19 protein-coding genes and 1 pseudogene are annotated in these 18,919 nt (G+C 37.6%); 15 read left to right on the forward strand and 5 right to left on the reverse strand.

All coding sequences use genetic code 11. From position 1 onward, the window contains the following. The first annotated feature begins 15 nt into the window (after positions 1-15). The 3 genes from AC0KSB_RS10565 to AC0KSB_RS10575 all read left to right on the forward strand — a co-directional run bounded on the left by AC0KSB_RS10565 (position 16) and on the right by AC0KSB_RS10575 (position 2,346). Entirely contained in the window at positions 16-1,425 is a 1,410-nt protein-coding gene (locus tag AC0KSB_RS10565) for an RNA-binding domain-containing protein (RefSeq protein WP_472309052.1), read from the forward strand. Between the two features lie 362 nt (positions 1,426-1,787). Beyond that, positions 1,788-2,051, forward strand: a complete 264-nt coding sequence (locus AC0KSB_RS10570) for a type II toxin-antitoxin system prevent-host-death family antitoxin (protein WP_472307668.1) — start codon at positions 1,788-1,790, stop codon at positions 2,049-2,051. Further along, positions 2,044-2,346, forward strand: coding sequence for a type II toxin-antitoxin system RelE/ParE family toxin (locus AC0KSB_RS10575; protein WP_472309054.1), 303 nt, complete (start codon positions 2,044-2,046; stop codon positions 2,344-2,346). Before AC0KSB_RS10570 ends, AC0KSB_RS10575 begins: the two co-directional genes overlap by 8 nt. Before the next feature lie 43 nt (positions 2,347-2,389). Here AC0KSB_RS10575 and AC0KSB_RS10580 read toward each other — a convergent pair whose 3' ends face one another. Continuing rightward, on the reverse strand, positions 2,390-2,581 hold the full coding sequence (locus AC0KSB_RS10580; RefSeq protein WP_472309056.1) for a GIY-YIG nuclease family protein: 192 nt from the start codon (positions 2,579-2,581) through the stop codon (positions 2,390-2,392). A 161-nt stretch (positions 2,582-2,742) separates the two neighbouring features. Here AC0KSB_RS10580 and AC0KSB_RS10585 point away from each other — a divergent pair, with 161 nt between their 5' ends. From AC0KSB_RS10585 to AC0KSB_RS10630, 10 genes are all read left to right on the forward strand, one after another. Continuing rightward, positions 2,743-3,108 carry a type II toxin-antitoxin system RelE/ParE family toxin gene (locus tag AC0KSB_RS10585; protein ID WP_472309058.1) on the forward strand — a complete coding sequence of 122 codons (366 nt, stop codon included), beginning with the start codon at positions 2,743-2,745 and terminating at the stop codon, positions 3,106-3,108. Then, on the forward strand, positions 3,101-3,406 hold the full coding sequence (locus tag AC0KSB_RS10590) for a helix-turn-helix transcriptional regulator (RefSeq protein ID WP_472309060.1): 306 nt from the start codon (positions 3,101-3,103) through the stop codon (positions 3,404-3,406). Before AC0KSB_RS10585 ends, AC0KSB_RS10590 begins: the two co-directional genes overlap by 8 nt. A 58-nt stretch (positions 3,407-3,464) precedes the next feature. Then, entirely contained in the window at positions 3,465-3,683 is a 219-nt protein-coding gene (locus AC0KSB_RS10595) for a hypothetical protein (RefSeq protein WP_472309062.1), read from the forward strand. A 416-nt stretch (positions 3,684-4,099) separates the two neighbouring features. After that, a complete protein-coding gene (locus AC0KSB_RS10600; protein ID WP_472309064.1) occupies positions 4,100-5,716 on the forward strand; it encodes a hypothetical protein in 1,617 nt (538 codons plus the stop codon). A gap of 74 nt (positions 5,717-5,790) precedes the next feature. Next, positions 5,791-6,030: a hypothetical protein gene (locus AC0KSB_RS10605; protein WP_472309066.1), complete on the forward strand. Its 240-nt coding sequence runs from the start codon at positions 5,791-5,793 to the stop codon at positions 6,028-6,030. A gap of 238 nt (positions 6,031-6,268) precedes the next feature. Next, entirely contained in the window at positions 6,269-6,499 is a 231-nt protein-coding gene (locus tag AC0KSB_RS10610; RefSeq protein WP_472309068.1) for a hypothetical protein, read from the forward strand. 388 nt (positions 6,500-6,887) lie between these two features. Then, a complete protein-coding gene (locus AC0KSB_RS10615; RefSeq protein WP_472309070.1) occupies positions 6,888-7,865 on the forward strand; it encodes a MarR family transcriptional regulator in 978 nt (325 codons plus the stop codon). Beyond that, the gene (locus AC0KSB_RS10620; RefSeq protein WP_472309072.1) at positions 7,850-8,635 is read left to right on the forward strand and encodes a hypothetical protein; all 786 of its coding nucleotides are present in this window, start codon (positions 7,850-7,852) and stop codon (positions 8,633-8,635) included. Before AC0KSB_RS10615 ends, AC0KSB_RS10620 begins: the two co-directional genes overlap by 16 nt. A 128-nt stretch (positions 8,636-8,763) precedes the next feature. Beyond that, positions 8,764-9,987, forward strand: a complete 1,224-nt coding sequence (locus AC0KSB_RS10625) for an ATP-binding protein (protein WP_472309074.1) — start codon at positions 8,764-8,766, stop codon at positions 9,985-9,987. A 61-nt stretch (positions 9,988-10,048) separates the two neighbouring features. Next, on the forward strand, positions 10,049-10,435 hold the full coding sequence (locus AC0KSB_RS10630) for an AlbA family DNA-binding domain-containing protein (protein ID WP_472309076.1): 387 nt from the start codon (positions 10,049-10,051) through the stop codon (positions 10,433-10,435). A 120-nt stretch (positions 10,436-10,555) separates the two neighbouring features. Here the strand turns inward: AC0KSB_RS10630 and AC0KSB_RS10635 are convergent, their stop codons facing one another. Next, the gene (locus tag AC0KSB_RS10635) at positions 10,556-11,647 is read right to left on the reverse strand and encodes a YeiH family protein (protein ID WP_472309078.1); all 1,092 of its coding nucleotides are present in this window, start codon (positions 11,645-11,647) and stop codon (positions 10,556-10,558) included. Positions 11,648-11,805: 158 nt separating this feature from the next. On the opposite strand from AC0KSB_RS10635, the gene AC0KSB_RS10640 reads away from it, so the two are divergent. Continuing rightward, positions 11,806-12,726 carry a LysR substrate-binding domain-containing protein gene (locus AC0KSB_RS10640; RefSeq protein WP_472309080.1) on the forward strand — a complete coding sequence of 307 codons (921 nt, stop codon included), beginning with the start codon at positions 11,806-11,808 and terminating at the stop codon, positions 12,724-12,726. 131 nt (positions 12,727-12,857) lie between these two features. On the opposite strand, the gene AC0KSB_RS10645 is transcribed toward AC0KSB_RS10640, so the two are convergent. The 3 genes and pseudogenes from AC0KSB_RS10645 to AC0KSB_RS10655 form a co-directional block, all read right to left on the reverse strand. Next, positions 12,858-14,696, reverse strand: a complete 1,839-nt coding sequence (locus AC0KSB_RS10645) for an alpha/beta hydrolase family protein (RefSeq protein ID WP_472309082.1) — start codon at positions 14,694-14,696, stop codon at positions 12,858-12,860. 96 nt (positions 14,697-14,792) lie between these two features. Continuing rightward, positions 14,793-16,419, reverse strand: a pseudogene (gene dhaK, locus AC0KSB_RS10650) (dihydroxyacetone kinase subunit DhaK). After that, entirely contained in the window at positions 16,416-17,552 is a 1,137-nt protein-coding gene (locus AC0KSB_RS10655) for a glycerol dehydrogenase (protein WP_472309084.1), read from the reverse strand. Before AC0KSB_RS10655 ends, dhaK begins: the two are co-directional and overlap by 4 nt. Before the next feature lie 295 nt (positions 17,553-17,847). Between AC0KSB_RS10655 and AC0KSB_RS10660 the strand changes: the two genes are divergently transcribed. Then, entirely contained in the window at positions 17,848-18,861 is a 1,014-nt protein-coding gene (locus AC0KSB_RS10660) for a PocR ligand-binding domain-containing protein (protein WP_472309112.1), read from the forward strand. Positions 18,862-18,919: the final 58 nt, after the last annotated feature.

Raw genomic sequence — 18,919 nt, forward strand, 5'->3', positions numbered from 1 at the left:
TAAAAGGTGTTGAATATGAAAGTAGAGAATCTGAAAAAAATAATCAGTCAAGGCGAAAGCATTACTGTAGAATTTAAAGAAAGCAAAAAGAAGATAAACAAAGACGTATATGAGTCTGTCTGTGGTTTTTTGAACCGCTATGGTGGGCAGCTATTTCTTGGAGTCAAAGACAATGGTGACATCGTAGGTGTTGATGGGGATTCAGTAGAACAAATCAAGAAGGATTTTGTGACGTCGATTAATAACCCGCAGACCCTTAGTCCTACCTTTTATCTGGCCGTGGAAGAAGTAGAAGTAGACGGGAAAGTTATTCTCTATATTAACGTACCGGAGAGTTCCCAGGTACATCGCTGCAAAGGGAAAATCTTTGACCGGAACGAAGATGGTGACTTTGATATCACAAATAACACAAATCTGGTATCTGCACTGTATATGAGGAAGCAAGCCACATATACAGAAAATAGGATTTATCCATATGCTGACATGAATGAGCTGGAAGATGAATTGTTTACAAGGGTTAGAAAAACTGTTGGAAACTTGAGACCCGGCCACCCGTGGGTTTCAATGGATAATATTGATCTGCTGAAAAGTGCAGGAATGTATTTGAAAGACCAGAGCACGGGTAAGCAAGGAATAACCCTTGCTGGAATTCTGATTTTCGGCAGTGAACTCATGATTCAAACAGCGTTACCACACTATAGGACAGATGCAATTCTGAGAAGGGAAAACCTCGATCGGTATGATGACCGGGATGATGTTAGAGTGAATCTTCTAAGAAGCTATGAAAGGTTGATGCAGTTTATTGCGAAGCATCTCAATGACAAATTTTATCTCGAGGGTGATCAGCGTGTGAGTTTAAGGGATAAGATTTTCAGAGAAGCGATTTCAAATTTACTGATTCATAGAGAGTTCTCAAATCCATTTCCTGCTAAGCTGGTCGTAGAGAGGAACAGAGTCTATATCGAAAATGGAAACAAGCCTCACGGAAATGGAATGATAGATCCAGAGAATTTTTCACCTTATCCCAAGAATCCCAAGATTGCAAAGTTCTTTAAAGAGATCGGATGGGTTGATGAGCTTGGCTCAGGGGTTAGAAACATATACAAATACAACCGGATTTATTCAGGAGCAGACCCAGAGTTTATCGAGGGGGATGTATTTAAGACGATTATTCCGTTGACCGTCCAAGCTACCAACCAAGATACCGTCCAAGCTACCAACCAAGATAATGAGGATATTAAAGGGTTATTAGAGTTTTGCAGGACTCCACGAACAAGGGAAGAAATGCAACAGTTTATGGGGCTTAATAATAGAGGTCATTTTAGACAGAAAATACTTAATCCTTTAATTAAAGGAGGTCTTCTAAAAATGACCCTTCCCGACAAGCCAACAAGCAGAAATCAAAAGTATTACTCTAACAGATAAATGGAGAGCTCATCACAATGTGGTGGGCTTTATTCTTTACCAAGATGGATAGTGAAACCCATCAAGAAGATATCTAGGCTCTGAAATGTACCGGGCTGAGACGAAATATTAGTGGGTTTTCCAGTTCAGTAGGACTAGAAACGAGATAAACTTATTTAAAAGTGATTTCATGACTGCAAAATGCAGTGTTAAATGATTGAAGGCGCCTTAGCTGTCAATACGTATTTTGTCGGACGCTTACTGTTCATTAACAGGCTCTTTTTTTCTATGACTGAATATGTAATTCGTAAAGAGTTGACTACAACAACTACCGTTTTCAACACAATTATGCTATAATTGTGCCATAAAAGGAGTTGATTATTATGCCATTTATAATGCCAATAAAGAACCTTCGTAATACAAGTGAAATTTCAGAATTAGCACACAAGGCGCAAGAACCGATTTTTATTACAAAAAACGGATATAGCGATCTTGTTGTAATGAGTGCGGAATTGTACGACAGGTTTGCAAAGTCCAATAGAATTGACCAAGCTATTTTCGAATCAGAGCAAGAAATCGCGAATGGCGCAGAAGCCGTAAATGCTGACATTGTATTTGCAGAATTGGAGAAAAAACATTTTGGATAAGTACAAAGTCAAAATTAATCCAAAAGCAATACGCGATTTAGATAACATCTATGAGTATATTGCTTTACAAAAACTTGCCCCTGAAACTGCAAAAAATCAACTTGATAGATTGAAAAAAACTATTTTAAGTTTAGCTGCTTTTCCAGAGTCGCACCAAATAAGAATAGAAGGAAGATATGCGGATAAAGGCTATCGACAGTTACTCGTTGATAACTATGTAGCTATTTTCAGGATAGATGAAAAGACTAACACGGTTTTTGTTATAACATTTCAATATCAAGGTCGAAATTTATAGAAGGTAAATTTATTGGTTCTGATAGAATATGAAGTTTAATAAACTATACTTCTAATCTATTAACTTCACTGTCGATTGCATCGTCTGATTCCCATAAGATTTCTTTCCTGATTGTGAAATCCCGTTTTTCTTCATTAGAAAAGTCTCTTTCAATTAGTTTGCTGTTGGCACTACCAAAATAATTCAATGTGCCTGTTAAGTCTTTGCCTATATAGATTTTCCCGTCTCGTCTCATGCACCCGCAAATACGTTCCAACCACTGGTTTTATTTTTGATGTCGTGCGAAGAAAGCCGAAGCTTTTTTTAATATGCCATTGTTCATAAAAAACAATTGATGCGTGTTATCGTATATGATAACATATAGTCAAAAGAAGCATTCTTTTAAAGAGATATAGGTTGGCATACGATGTTGAATTTTATCAAAAAGAAAATGGGGAAGTACCAGTACGAGATTTCCTAGAGACCTTACCTCCAAAATTAAGTGCTAAGACTTTTCGAGAAATTGAGCTTTTAAAGGATCAGGGGTCTGACCTGAGAGAACCGCATACAAAGTCGATAAAAGGGAAAAATAATAAGAGTATTTTTGAATTGCGTGTAAAGTTCTCAACGGATATTTCCAGAGTGTTTTATTTTGCATACACTGGTAGTAGGTTTGTCTTGCTCCATGGTTTTTTAAAGAAAACGAATAAAACGACTGCAAGAGAAATCGATAGAGCTAGGCAATATAAAGAAGATTATGAAAGAAGGTATAATGATGAGTAAGATGGATATTAAAACAAAATCTGCTGGAGTAAAGTTTGACGTCATCAAAGCACAACTTACGAAAGATGCTGAATTTGAAGATGAATACAACAAGTTAAAGCCGAGGTATGAATTGATCTCACAGATTATCGAAGCGAGAAAAAGCATGAAAATGACACAAGAAGAGCTGGCGAAAAGAGCTGGAACAAGAAAGTCTAATATTTCTAGACTTGAAAGTGGATCTTACAATCCTTCTCTAGACTTTTTGATTAAAATTGCTAATAGCTTAGAAAAAGACGTGCATATTGAAATTCGTTGATTGCAGATATTGACAAAGAAGTAGCATCAAGAAAAAATTTTCAAAAGAGGATCGATAAATGAATGAATACTCGAGGATACTAATTGAGCAATACTGTATGAGCCATAAATCAAAAAAAAGCAGACAGCTATGGGAGTTGTTGCAATTGTCGTATGATATTGAAGCAGAATCTACTGATGAAGATGCGATCTTTTTGGAGAGGATGATACGTAGCGAGAAAAATCTAGAGCTAAAAGAGGCTCTTCAAGATTTGGATAATTTTCTTTTTTGCTGCTGAGTCTTACAAGAATATATGCTTCGTCCAGCCTGTCAGTAAGAAAGCGAATATCTAATTTCATACCTGTAAATGGTAAAATAAAAGAAAAAGTAAAGATAAGAAAGTACGATTGTACTTTTGAACTTAAAAGAAAAATTTTACAGTTGCCTATTTTAAAGAAAATAATTGAAATTGAATGAAAATCCGAAATTGATGAGAGGCTGGACAGGAGAATAAAGGCAGATAGGGAAAAAACTGGTGTTCAACTAGAAATGAACCAGTCGAACCTTATTTATAACATTGTTTCACTTATAAATGACGGCGCAATTAGCTTTCAGGATCTTGCAGAGTTCAGTGATGAGCTGAAGAAAACTGTGAGTGCCTTTGTTAAGAGGTAGTTTGGAGTATACTGAGCTGAAATCGATGGAAGGTAAAAAATGAATAATGAGCGAATGACGTTGCCTAAATTTCTCAAAGAAGTGGATGCACTTTCAAAGAATTTAAGCCATGAAAATATGGAAATGATAATCCACGAGATAGCAAGAACGTGGCCTGAAAATAGAAGAAATAATTTGCTGCAATTGATAAAATCTTATGAAAATATATCAGAGAGCGAATCCTGCTATAAAGACATTGATGATGGAATATCTCAAACAATACTTAACATAGAAAGCATTAAAGAGAGATTAATACAAATCAACTCTGCAGATCGTCTTTTAGAAAGTGAATATAATGAAGAGTGGGATGACTGGTACAATAGTGATGTGGATGAGATTCTCTTCTCTGACCCCAAGGGGATTTTGAATGATATTGATGAAGCAATGGAATTAATTCATACCTGCGTTGATAGGGAATTATATAAAGAGGGATATGAACTTTCTAAAATACTATCCGTATTGGAGATTTCTTCGGGCGGGGATTATTGTGATTATAATGGCTCCCCTTTATATATGTATGAGTTAGATCAATATAATTTATTAGGGTATGCGTATATTCCCTTTGTAAAGGAATGTTTATATCTTGCCTATATGGGAAACCAGCTGGAAGACAGAGCAGATGAAATATATTGTATGATGAACAATTTTAGATGTGATGATGTGAAGTTTGAAGATATCATGCAATCTGGAAATGATGAACTTCCACAGTTTGATACCTTTCTACCGATGTGGATAGAATATCTTGGCACACAAAAAAGTAAATCAGTGGGTAAATTATTAAGAGAAGCTCAATCAATGATTCAGGATGAAAGCTGTCTATTGGAAAATGCAAGAAAATATGTGACGGAGCACCCTTCATTGTATCAGCAGTTTTTAGAGATAAAACTAAATTCTGATGAAAGTGATAGCATGTTTCAAATTGGGATAGAAGCAATGGAGAAAATCCCATCTTCGTATTTAATCAGGAGCAAAATAGCACTTCTTTATCAGGAAACGAAAAATCAAGATAAAAGTCTTTCATACGACATGAATGCCGAGAAAGAAAATCATCTTTATCGAGAGGGCTATTGTAATATGCTGTTTTTTGAAGAACAGTTTGAAAGGATGTACTCTGTAGGTATGAATGAAAAGAATACCCTTGGTTGGTCATCGACGTTTATGAAGCAGGGTCTGGCATTTATGCTTTTGCTGTTGTTTCAAGGAGAAGAATTTCGGGATGGTATGAAGGCAATGCAAGGCAGGGCAAAGTTTGCCTGTGAAATATCTGCTGATAAGTTTTATCAGGGAACGGAAATTAATTCCAAATTAGAGGATAATGAATTGTTTTCACAGCTTTTCAATTCATGGAAGAAAGACGTACAACTGACAGCAGTGGAAACAAAGAAATGGTTAGATAGAATTGAAAAATGGATTGCTGGCAGAGTGACTGGGATTATGGAAGGAAATCACAGAAACTATTATGGAGAGTGTGCTTCTTTTATAGCTGCATTTGGAGAAGTACAGGAGTCTCTTGGTATTCTTGACGCTAAGATGCACATTATGGAGAGATATAAAAGTGAGTATTTCCGGCGAAGAGCGTTCCGCAAGGAATTGGTGGCATATGGAATGAAAAAATAAATGAACCAAAGATATTAAAGCGGTTAAAAGCTTGACGGACTATAAAAAAGTAATCTGCTGATTTCTGCAGCAACATGGTTTGTGATACGATTAAGCGCGATCTGACAATGTTTATTCATTATGAAACTCAAGAATCAGAAGGGAAACAAATAGTTGCTGTAGATATTCAACGTGGCACTGCCCCCCATATTACATTGCCAAAAAAGGGCTACGCCTCCGAAGGTGTATATGTTCGCCAATGGTATTCGTCTGTACCGGCGACAGATAGTGCGATTCGTCGCATGATAATAGCAACAGATGGTGAAAATTATTGATTCGAATGGTATATATACAAATCTTGGACTTCTATTGTCCGATCAGTGCACACACAGTTAAGATTGCTGTTGAAAAATTACTGGATGTCAGCCCTGCAACGGTTAATCGTCTGCTGAAGAAAATGACTGGAAAAAACCTGTTCCTAAAATCTGGACGAGGAAACACTACAAAATGCGTTTCACTTGATTAGTATATTGTGTACTGGTTGCGTTGACATTCCCCATAGCTAACGCAAAGATGGGCAAGATAACAGAAATTAAAAGAAAAGAATCAAAACTTGAAGTTCAGACCTATATAGATAGGTTAAAATATGCAATTAAGAGTGGTTCTGTTACCATTAATTTTCAAAAAGACAGAAATATTGATCAGGGTCGTAATAAGAAATATACAAATAGATATACTATTGGACAATTATTTCCTGATGAAGATGAGGTTGAAGTATTAAAAAGGACTTTTCAGAAATCCTAGACTGGGAAAGAGCTACAATTACAACGTATGAAAACCATCAAGCCCAGGATCGTGCTCATGACGATGTATTAAGAAAAATCAATTCAGATCCTAAATGGTTTCTGCAAATGTTAATTAGAGCTGATTGTACCATTTCCTTTTCTTATGCAGAAAATCTTTCAATACATTAAAAATGTTTAGCTCATCACAATGTGGCGGGCTTTTTGTTTTGCTCAGTAAAAGGGAAAAGTTTCTTTGCAATATAAATCCATATTTCTCAATGTAACACCAAAGATGTTAGATTAAAAGTAAAATAGTTAAATTAAACTTAATATAACAAATTAACTTACAATTTAACAAAAAAGGTGATATATTTAAAGTGTAAATGTTATATTAGGAGGTGATTTCATTGATTGTGGCTGCTGAGCCTTACTTGAAGGAAAATATTGATGAACAGTTAACCTTGAAGCCTTGGGATAAGAAGAATCATTTTCCGCTGTTTTTAAGAAATAGCTATCGTTTTTATGACATGAAGATTCTTGAAACGCAATGTGTTTTAATGGAGGTTCTTCATGAGACACCGAATATCGATCAGCTACAAAAGCACATTAAACAAATTAAGAATATCTCAGAACGTCAAGTGGTTCTATTTTATAAGAGCCTTTCAAGGTATAGAAGAAGAAGTTTAATCGAAAAGAGAATCGCTTTCGTCATTGAAGATGGACAGATGTATTTGCCATTTTTAGGACTTGATTTGAAAAAGGCACAAGAACAAGCCCAGCAAGAAGTAAAACGCTTTACAACACCTGCACAGATTGCGTATTTGTACTTTTTGTATCATAAAGATGAAGTGGTGAATATGACCAGGTTCGCAGAGAAGATGGGGCTTAATTATATGACAGCTTCCAGGGCGCTCAACGAACTGTACCACGCGAATATAATCACTTATGAGGTTGGAGGAAAGACAGGAAGAAGCAAGGAATATAAAAGAATTCCGGATCCAGACTATTTTCTGAATGGAAGGAAATATCTTAAAACACCAGTGAGAAAAACCATCTATACAAGAACAAAACCTTTAGGCGCTTTAAATGCCGGGCTTGACGCACTGGCAGGGTTATCCATGATCAATACGCCCGATCACCCAGTTATGGCAATAGATAAAAAACAGCTCAATGAAGAACAACTAGAAATTGTTAGGAACAAGGATTTGATTAAAGATACGAAGCTGGTTGAACTTCAACTTTGGGATTATGACCCTAAACTGTTTGCAGAAAACCAGCATGTGGATTTACTGTCTTTATACGCATCTTTGAAGGAAGAAACTGATGAAAGGGTTGAGCAAGCACTAGAAGAGGCTTTGCGAGGTGAGCTATGGTACACGGGCTAGAGAAGTTTAAAGAATATTTTGGAGATTATACCAATCAATATGTTTTTATAGGTGGCACAGCCTGTGATCTTCTTATGGATGAACTGGGAGCACCATTTCGAGCCACTAAGGACTTAGATATGGTACTGATTATCGAGGCTCTCGATTCATCTTTTGGAGAGACTTTCTGGAAATTCATTGAAGATGGTGGTTATGAACATCGTGAGAAGAGCGAAGGTGAGCATCAATTCTATCGATTTACGAAACCGAAGGAGGCATCTTTTCCCAAAATGATCGAGCTGTTTAGCAGACAACCTAGTAATTTAGATCTGAAATTTGATACCGGGTTAACGCCGATCCACATCGATGAAAGCATTGTCAGTCTTTCTGCAATACTGCTAAATGACGTTTATTACGATTCGTTGGTGAAAGGTAAACGAACAGTGGATGGTTACTCCATTATTGAAATTGAAACCGTCATTCTTTTCAAAATTAAAGCCTGGCTGGATATGAAAAAAAGAAAAGAAGCCGGAGAGAAAGTGGATTCAAAAAACATTCGTAAGCATAAAAATGATATCTTTAGGCTTTTATCGAATGTGGTTCCTTCCAGCAAAGTTGAAACTGCAGAAGAAATTCAAAAAGATATAATTGAATTTGCAAAGATGATTGTCAATGATAAACCAGATTTAAGGAATTTAGAAATAAAAGGAACTGATCTTGAGGAACTGTTAGAACTACTCAGAGATATTTTCTTAGAAAAATCAGAAGGAAGAGACCTAGTTTTAGATTAACATTTACACCAGTCGAACCTTATTTATAACATTGTTTCACTTATAAAAGATTATTTTGCAATATATTTACCTGTATAATGGTAAAAACATGTGATATGATAGTTTTATCCCGTTGTAGGAGAGAATTAATGATAGAAAGAAGTCAGTATCTCAACAAACTAATACAAGCAATTGATACAGATTTTGTAAAACTGTTGACGGGTGTCAGACGGTCAGGTAAATCCACGCTCCTGAAAATGTTTAAAAAATGGCTCTTAAATAATAGTGTTGATGCATCAGCCGTGATAGAAATCAGTTTTGAGAAGTACGAAGACGAGCAATATAAAAATCAGGATATTTTGCATAATCTGGTAAAAAAGACCTGTCAGAATGCTGAAAAAACTTATTTGTTGATTGATGAGATTCAGGAAATGCCGGAATGGGCTAAAGTGATTAATAGCCTGCATGCCTCATTTAACGTTGATATCTATCTGACCGGTTCCAATGCTAGAATGTTTTCTGGTGAGTATTTAACGTATCTGGCTGGTCGATATCTAGAGATTAAAGTATATCCTTTGTCCTTTGGTGAGTATTTAGATTTTAAAGATGTTCCAAGGCTAGATTTCAAGGCGTCTGACTTTGATGCATACATCATTAACGGATCTTTCCCTGCCTCAGCTCTGAATCAGAATCCAGAACTGAAACAAATTATCAATCAAGGCATGTTTGACTCAATATTCACCCGTGATATCATAATGCACGGTCAAATCAGGGATCCTGGAAATTTTTTCAAAGTAGCTAAATTTGTTTTCGAAAATATTGGTAGCAGCATTTCGGCTAATAACATAGCTAATGCCCTTAAGTCTGAAGGTTCTTCAGTTAAATCTGATACAGTTGACAATTATCTGAAGCTCATGTGTGATGCCTATTTACTCTATCATTGCGAACGATTTGATATAAGAGGCAAAGCCAGACTTCGTACAAACGGGAAGTACTATTGTGTTGATACCGGCATAAGAAATCAGATGATCGGGCTTGATCTATCGAATCGTGGACACATTCTGGAAAATATTGTTTATCTTGAACTTGTTCGCAGAGGATACTCAGTGCTGACAGGTAAAAATGGCACATCAGAAATCGACTTCATGGTGCAGAAGGGAAAAAACAGGTCTTATATTCAAGTCTCCTGGACAATCATGGATGAGCAGACTCGAAAGCGTGAACAAAGAGCTTTTGCTGGATTGCCTGATGCTTACACAAGGTACATCATCTCTATGGATGAGTATGATTTGTCAGAAGAAGGAATCAGGCACTTAAATTTATTTGATTTTCTCTTGTCACGGGTTCCAGATTTGACCGGCAATGAACACTGATTGAAAAGTAAGCGTTAAACCATAATTAGTATAATTCATAACTTATCCATGCTTTTATTTCTTGCTTTATTCACTAAAAGCACCTCCTCATGAAACTCAAGAATCAGAAGGGAAACAAATAGTTGCTGTAGATATTCAACGCAGCACTGAGCGCCCATATTACATTGCCAAAAAAGGGCTACGCCCCGAAGGTGTCTATGTTCGCCAAGGGTATTCGTCCGTACCGGCGACAGATAGTGCGATTCGTCGCATGATAATAGCAACAGATGGTGATAGCTTCGAAGAAATGCGTTCATTGGAACAAAACTTGACCTTTAATACCACTAAAAGAGAGTTTGTACGTCGTAATATCCCAACGGCTAATCGTCTGCTGAAGAAAATGACTGAAAAAAATCTGCTCCTAAAATCTGGACGAGGAAACACTACAAAATACGTTTCACTTGATTAGCATATTGTGTACTGGTTGCGTTGACATTCCCCATAGCTAAAGCAAGGGGTTTTACGACACTATCGATAAATTTTTGTCGGTTGGGTCTAGCATAAATTATTATAACCTCAGTCTATTTTCTCAAACCTGACCGAGCAATGCTTGTACAAAAAAAGATACTACTACGACTGCTGCCGAGATGATAAACCCATGAAGCATGGGTTTAAATCCGCTTTTGGCAAGTTTCGCGAAATCGGTACTCAGACCAATTGCTCCAAGTGCCATTACCATAGCGAATTTGCTGATGGCAGCAAAGTTTGCGGCTGTGTCTGCTATGTTGGCGCTTGTCAGCCAGATTGAGACAGTTCCATAAGCAGATCCGACAGACGTTGTGGCAGCTATTCTCTCAGCTGCGAAATCAAGACTTGTCCTGATAGCTACCATACTGAGAAAAAACAAAATAAACCAGGGAAATATTTTGCCGATTTTGACGTCGGCATTTTTATTATTGCTATCTTTTTCTATGGATTTATACTTTGATACCCATGAGAAAATAATTACAATTGGCACTATGGAGAGAGTTCTGGTAAGTTTAACTATTGTCGCAAACTGACCGGCAGCGTCGGAATAAGCGTAACCGGCGGCAACAACTGATGAAGTATCATTGACTGCTGTACCTGTCCAGAGGCCAAAATTCATATCGCTCATATTCAGTGCTCTGCCTAATACAGGGAAAAGCACAACCATTAACACATCGAAGATGAAGGTTGCCGAAATAGCATAAGCGACATCTGTATCATCGGCATCAATAACTGGCGAAATAGCCGCGATAGCTGAGCCGCCGCAAATGCCTGTGCCTGCAGATATCAGATTAGAGAGTTTCCAGTTCATACCAAAAAAGCGGCCTGCAATATTACCAAGACCGAAGGCAGTGATCAATGTAAACACCATGACTATAAGCGAATAACTGCCGGTGCGCATAACCTGGGTCATGCTCAGTGTCGCACCCATAAGAATGATTGAAAGTTTGAGAATTTTTTTTGAAACGAAATTCAAACCTGCCTGAAAATTAAGCTTTTTTGTTATCAGTGGATAAAACAACATGCCTATCAACATTGCGAAAACGCCGCCGCTTATTATGTTTCCTGAGATAATACCGCTAATCCAGTTGGCAAAAACAGCAAGTAGAGCTGCTGCTGCTATTCCTCCTGCCATTTGCAAATTCCTGCTCATTTATATATACCCTCTTCCATATTCTTTAATTCCAAATCGCCGGCGAAGAGGTTTGAGATATCTAACACAGTTGATTCTAAATTTAGTTTGGCATAAAATCAAATTATTATTAATTATATAATGATAAATAATACTTATGATATATGTGAGGTAAGACAATGCTCGACTACAGAATAGAAACCCTGCTTATTTTGAGTGAAACTCTGAATTATACAAAAACAGCGGGGCTTCTTCACATAACCCAGCCAGCAGTATCACAGCATATTCGTTATCTTGAAAAACAGTACAACTGCAAAATTTTCAAGCAGACAGGGCGAAAGCTCAATATCACCGAGGCTGGATCTCGTCTTATCAGAGCGGCACAAATAATGAGGGCAAACAGCAGGAGAGTTGCAGCCGAACTTATGAGCGAAGATCCGGCAAGACCGCTGCTCAGATTAGGTGCGACAAAAACTATAGGGAATTATGTAATCGCCAAACCTTTAGCAGAATTTATCAAGCTGCATCCTGAATATGATTTGGAGTTGACTGTAGATAATACAAGCGTTTTGCTTAGTAAACTGGATCAGGGAACTCTTGATCTGCTATTTCTTGAAGGTAATTTCGACAAACAGAAATATCATCATGATTTATATCAAGATGAAGATTTTATCGGTGTTTGCAGCCCGGATAATCCTATTGCGTTACTGCCACATGTAAGGCTGGATCAGCTTTTGCCGCAGAGAATAGTTATACGAGAATCCGGCTCAGGTACAAGAGAGATTTTTGAGCAGATTCTGCAACAACGCAGTTATAGTCTTGCGGCCTTTAAAAACACTATTGTTATCAGCCAGTTTGCTGTAATCAAAGAGCTTGTCCAAGCAAATATCGGTGTAAGCTTCATGTATCGCGCGGTGGTGGAAAGAGAGCTGTCAGCAGGCAGTTTATGTGAATTTGCACTCGAGGGCGGTCCATATAAACATGAATTTTCGATTGTCAGATTGCCTGAATCGGTAATTTTACCCGAGATAGAAGCTTTTGCCAATGCTATTTATGCTTTAGCTTTCAGAAAAAATACACCTCTGGAAATTGATGTTTAGTCAAAATTAGAGGTGTATTTTGCAATCTAGTAATTTTCGAAGATGTTTTTAAATTTTCTTTCGCTTCACAAATTATTTTTACCAGATTTTAAGAGTATAAATGGCAGAAGACTATAGACTTAATTTGGCAATTATGCCCAAGTTAAAGTGTTAGAGCAGAATATAAGTGTCATTATTAGTCCGTTTATTATTCCGCCTAAATAAGGATTATTAGTTGCTCTATAAATTTTTCTTGTTATGATTGTTGTTAATGGTATATAGAAAGCGACGGAAATTAACCAAAGAACGAACATGCTTCCTGGATCCGTCCATACCATGTTTCCTGTTAAAAAGAATTTGGAGTATTGAATTGATAGAAGAATCAAAACAGGAAGAGTATTGAAAAGAGAAATAATCGCTGTATTAATCCATTTTCCTTTGCCGTTTTTCATACCGACTTTGTTATAATTCAACGTGTTAGTTGTTACTGATACTGCAACAAAATATATTAAGAATAATACCGCATAAGGGAATAGCGCAGTAGTTACCGTTCTGGAATCAAATGGTTTAACAGCCAATAGCCAAATACGGAAATCTGTCTTGAAGAAGAAATCGGCAAAGAAAACACAACTGTAGGATACTACCACAACTATTAAGGCTAGTAGAACAGTTTTGCCAACATTCTTTAAGTTCATTTTCATACCCATGGAAGATAGACTTATGCCTTTCTTTTTGGCATTGAAATAATAGCTGGCAAGGAGACAAATAATCATGAAAATGCCTGAAATTGCAGCCCAACATCCAATTCCCCAAGGAGAGCTTTGAGGCCAAGGATCTTTAAAAAAGGTGAATGAATTGACATTGTTCATTACTGGTAAGAATATCAGAGCTCCAAATGATGCTCCAACAATTAGACTGCCCCAGAACCATGATTTGCCACCACTTACAAATTTTTGCGGCTCTACAAGTTTTTTTGCTTTCAAAGATGAAAAGAAGTTAGTGAAAATCATTAGAACGGTGAAATTAACAATAAAGATACCAAATCCTACAAATCCTAACAAGTTAAAAAACTCTTTCCATTGCCAAACCTGATTGGTGGATAGAATAGGATTAGGTGCCCCAATTGTTTCTTCAAAAAAATCTATGGTGTTCATTGTGGCTATTTTCGAAAAATGTGACCAAGGATGTGTGATGGCAGGGTTATAGATTACACGAATTGTTTCTTTTCCATCGATTTTCTCACGATAAATTGTCTCGGATAAACGTGTTTCTAATGCTGAAGGGTCGTTGCCAAAATGAAGAAAGGATTGTGCATAATCATATTTTACATAATCTCTGGGAGCAGTAGGATTTCCGTCTTCGCCGGTATGTGACATGAAAAACTCATCATACTGAGCTGCAACGACTCCTACATCTCTATTCCCATATAAATTGAAATATTCTTCATCGTCATTTGTATAAATAGGTTCAAAACAGTTCAGTAAAACAGCAGAAATCAAGTTTGTTCCCATTTCTTCATCTGCTGTTACGGCAGTGTTACAGGACCAGCCACCTAAAGAATGACCGGTAATGCCTATACTGTCTGCATCAACATAGTCCAGAGAAGCGAGCAGTTTTACCGCTTCATACATTCCGTTTAAGACACCACCGATATTGGGAGTGTTCTCAGAAAGTCCATGTGAAGGCATGTCTATTGCAAGCACAACAAATCCTCGTCTCGAAAGTTCGACAAAATTGGCGTCTTGCATTTCGCGATTGTTAAACATTCCATGACTGGCAACTATTGCTGGAGCCTTATTATCGGCAGAAACTCCATCGGGAACAAAAAGATAACCACTTAGAGTAAAACCGGGTTGGGTTTCCCAATTCAAATCTTTAACTGTGACGTTTCCCCATGAATTTTGAATTGAGGATGCAAATACCATACTGAATATCATCAATGCTATTGAAATCAACAACCAAATGGTTGGTTTCTTTTTTGTGTGCTCCATCTTCAATCTCCTTCGTAAAATTAACATATGTTATTTATTGATCTTTTTTTACATCGAGTTGATTAAGCTAATTGAATAATTATTGAGGTTAATCTATTAATTTTCAATCATCTCACTCATTATGATAGAAATAGCCATTGCACCGGCATCTGGATAACTAATACTCCTTTCTGCTAGATAAGTTGCTCTTCCTTTTTTTGCAACAAGGGACTTTGTTACCTCGGCTCCTTCTTTTGCCGCATTTGCTGCTTCCTTAAATGATTCACTTAGAGAAACGCCCTTTGCGACATTTTCTCTCAACGATGCAACTGCAGGTATTAGTGCATCGAGCAGTGTTTTATCTCCTAGCTGAGCACCGCCCTTTTTTTGTATCCCTGCAATTGTTCGTTCAAACATTTCTACAACTTCTTTATCACTTAGCTCGCTTTGACCGGCGAGTGTGCGTGCAGCAGCTTTAAAACCAGAGCCCCAGATAGGGCCTGATGCACCACCACAATTCTCATAAATTACCATAGCACAATCGCTTATGAAAGCTCCAATGTCTTCGGTATTGGCAGAGGGTAAATAATTCAGCACCTCCCTAAATCCCTTTGCCAGAGACATTCCAAAGTCACCGTCACCTGCAGCTGAATCCAGTTCGCAGAAATAGACTTCGTTTTTAATTATTATATGGCACATCAATTCAACATTTCTAATAATTTCCGATATATTAACCGGCATGTAGGCCTCCTTAATTAAGTGCTGCTTCCGAGAAACAAGGAGCTAGCAAATATTTTTTCAATTCTTCGTCGACTTTTAGCAATGTTATTGATGCTCCTGCCATGTCGATTGCAGTCATATAGTTGCCGACATAAGTCTTGAAAATACTTACATTATTATCTTTGAGAATGCTTGTGACATCATGATTGAGTACATATAGCTCCATAAGGGGTGTAGCACCTAAGCCGTTTATCATGACGGCAACTTCTTCATTCTCCTGCAGTTTCATTTCTGCTAAGAGTTTGTCGAGAGTTCTTGTTGCCAAATCATTTGAACTTTCCAGCTGAATCCGCGCAATACCTGGCTCACCATGGATGCCGACACCATATTCCATCTCAGATTCGCCTAGGGTAAAAGTGGGCGTGCCTTTTGCCGGGACTGTGCAGGAGTTAAGTGCGAAACCGAGCGACTTGCAGTTTTTGACAACTTTTTCAGCTATGAGTTTCACCTCTTCAAGTGATTTGCCCATTTCGGCAGCTGCACCGGCAATTTTGTGGACGAGCACAGTGCCAGCAACACCTCTCCTGCCAATAGTATAGAGACTATCTTGCACTGCGATATCGTCATTTACATAGACTTTTGCCACGTTTACATCGTCATCTTCTGCAGCCATCTCAGCAGCCGAATCAAAATTCATGCAATCGCCTGAGTAGTTCTTGATGATAAGTAGGGTTCCCTTTTGGCTCTTAGAAGCTACAATTGCATTATAAATTTGTATGGTTGAAGGTGATGCAAAGACATCGCCACATACAGCAACATCAAGCATACCTTCACCTACAAAACCAGCATGTGCTGGCTCATGTCCGCTGCCGCCGCCGCTGATGAGAATTACCTTATCGGTATTCAGGTTATTGCGGCATATGAATTTATATCTGGTGTCCAGTTTTAGATCTGGCCGCGCATCGACAATCCCCTTACACATTTCGATAACAGTGTTTTCTGGTTTGTTAATAATCTTTTTCATTGTTTTATCTCCGTCTTATACTCTCGACCAATTTGATCTGCAACAATTATTGCTGCAGCAACAGCATCGGTGGTGATGGGAAAAGCCATATTATGCACCGATTCCTCAGGTATACAGGTTTTCTCAGCAACCTGCTGCAACTGATCATCCGTAATCTTGTCAACACCAATATCCTCTAGACATATGGGCAAGCCTACAGACAGACAGAAATCAAGTACTTGCTCAATTTCAACAGAAGGAGCATTCTCCAGAACCAATTGAACCAGAGTTCCGAAAGCTACTTTCTCACCATGGAAATACTGATGTGTACCCTCAAGCACTGTTAATCCATCATGCACAGCGTGAGCAGCTGCTAAACCTCCACTTTCAAAACCAAGACCAGACATCAGAACATTTGCTTCAATAATATTTTCTAGTGCAGCAGTGACTCTATTACAGTCACATGCTTGTTTAGCCTTCAAACCATCATCCAGCAGAGTCTGATAACAAAGCTTGGCCAGTATAAGAGCTGTATTAGTACCAACTGACTTAAGATTCTCATCCTGATTTGCACCACAAGGCAGTCCGGCATTAACATTTGCAAAAGACTTGGCGCAGGCACGTGCTTCAAAATAGGTTGAGAGTGCATCCCCCATGCCGGAAACAAGGAATCTTGTAGGAGCAGAGGCAATAACGGTAGTATCGATTAGAACAACATTAGGATTTTGCTTGAAATAAGCATAGTCTTCAAAAGATCCGTCTGGTGTGTAGATAACTGCAGAATGGCTTGTGGGTGCATCTGTAGCTGCAATTGTGGGGACAATAATTAGTGCATCGCCCTCAGCAACACATTTGGCAGTGTCAATCGCTTTTCCGCCACCAAGCCCAATAATACAATCACATTTTTTCTCATCAGCTACTTGTTTGAGACGGGCGATTTCCTCACGTGAGCATTCCCCACTGAATTCGCTTTCGACAAAAGTTATATCGTGAGATTTAGCCGTTTTAGTCAATTGAGACTTAACTCGATTTACATCATCTCTATGTGCAATCAATAAACCTGATTTACCAAATGATTCAACGAAGTATCCTAGATTTAATATCTCATTCTCTCCCTGTATATACTTAGTAGGGCAAATGAATGATTTTCTCATGTTAATTTCCTCCTTTGGGCTATCTGACTAGTTAGGAATTCCATGTTTTAATTTTAGGTTGTACAGCAGACTTGTTACAAGAGAGGGTTATGTGTATAATTTGTAATTATGAATGGTAATTTCATGATGTTTTTGTTTCTTATTATAATTGTGTGATATAAAATGTGCATATATACAACTTTTTGGTGGGATGTTTTGTGCTATGTGTCTAGCGATAGTTTCTGTTCAATTATTTGAAGAAGCTACAACTAATTGGCAAAATATTCAGAATAGTCAAGAGATAAGAAGGGCAATTATGATTGATAATCTACATATGAGATTAAATCAAATATTAAATCTTGATAAATGGCAGATGTTGCAAGATTCTTTGGCTGAAGCAACAGGTCTTGCTATAATCACGGTAGATTATAAGGGTAAGCCGATTACTAAACATAGTGGACGGCGCAAATTCTGTGAATTTGTTCGCGATAGCTCTGAATTATCACAGTATTGCCAGAAATGTGATTCGAGAGGTGGTCTTGAAAGTGTAAGGAATCAAGCTCCCTATATTTATTTGTGCCATTGTAATATCGTTGATCTTGCCATACCGATAACAATCAATGACAATTATATAGGAGCAGTAATGGCAGGCCAGGTAAAACTACATCCAAAAGAAGAGTCAGACAAATTAGAAAAGATACTCAATTCACCTTCGAGAACCATGTTCTCATCACCAAATTTGAAAGTGCTATATGATGAATTGCCTTATTTGCCACTTGATGATATCTATACAAAAGCACAAATGCTGTTTAGGTTATGTAACTATATTGTTGAGGAAGCAATGAATAAAAATATTATTCTTAGGCTGTACGAAGAAACTTTGCCAAGACGCCACAGGAATGAATTACAACCAATCGAAAATATTGAGCAGATAAAAAAGGAGCTTAACAGCGCCGTCACAAACTCATATATCAAATCAGTTTCAACCGGCTCTTTTGAATGTAAAAATTCAGTACTTAAACCAGCATTTGAATACATATATCATAATAGGAACGAATCACTTTCTCAGAAGAAATTAGCCGAATTATGCCACATCAGTAACGGACATTTTAGCAGATTATTTATGAAGGAAACAGGAGAAAGTGTTACGTCATTTATTGCAAAGCAGAAGATAGATTGGTCTAAACAGTGGCTTGAGAAAACAACTCTCTCAATATCTCAAATTAGTGATAGTCTAGGCTTCAGCTCCCCAGGCTATTTTATAAAGGTATTTAAAAAGCACGAAAACATAACTCCTTTAGTCTACAGAAGCTATTACCAGAAAAAGTAACCATTTAAAAAGCCGACATTGTTCTGCCTGGTAGTTGAGTGAGTTTTTGAGCAATCAG

This window comes from Ercella succinigenes, assembly GCF_900002895.1.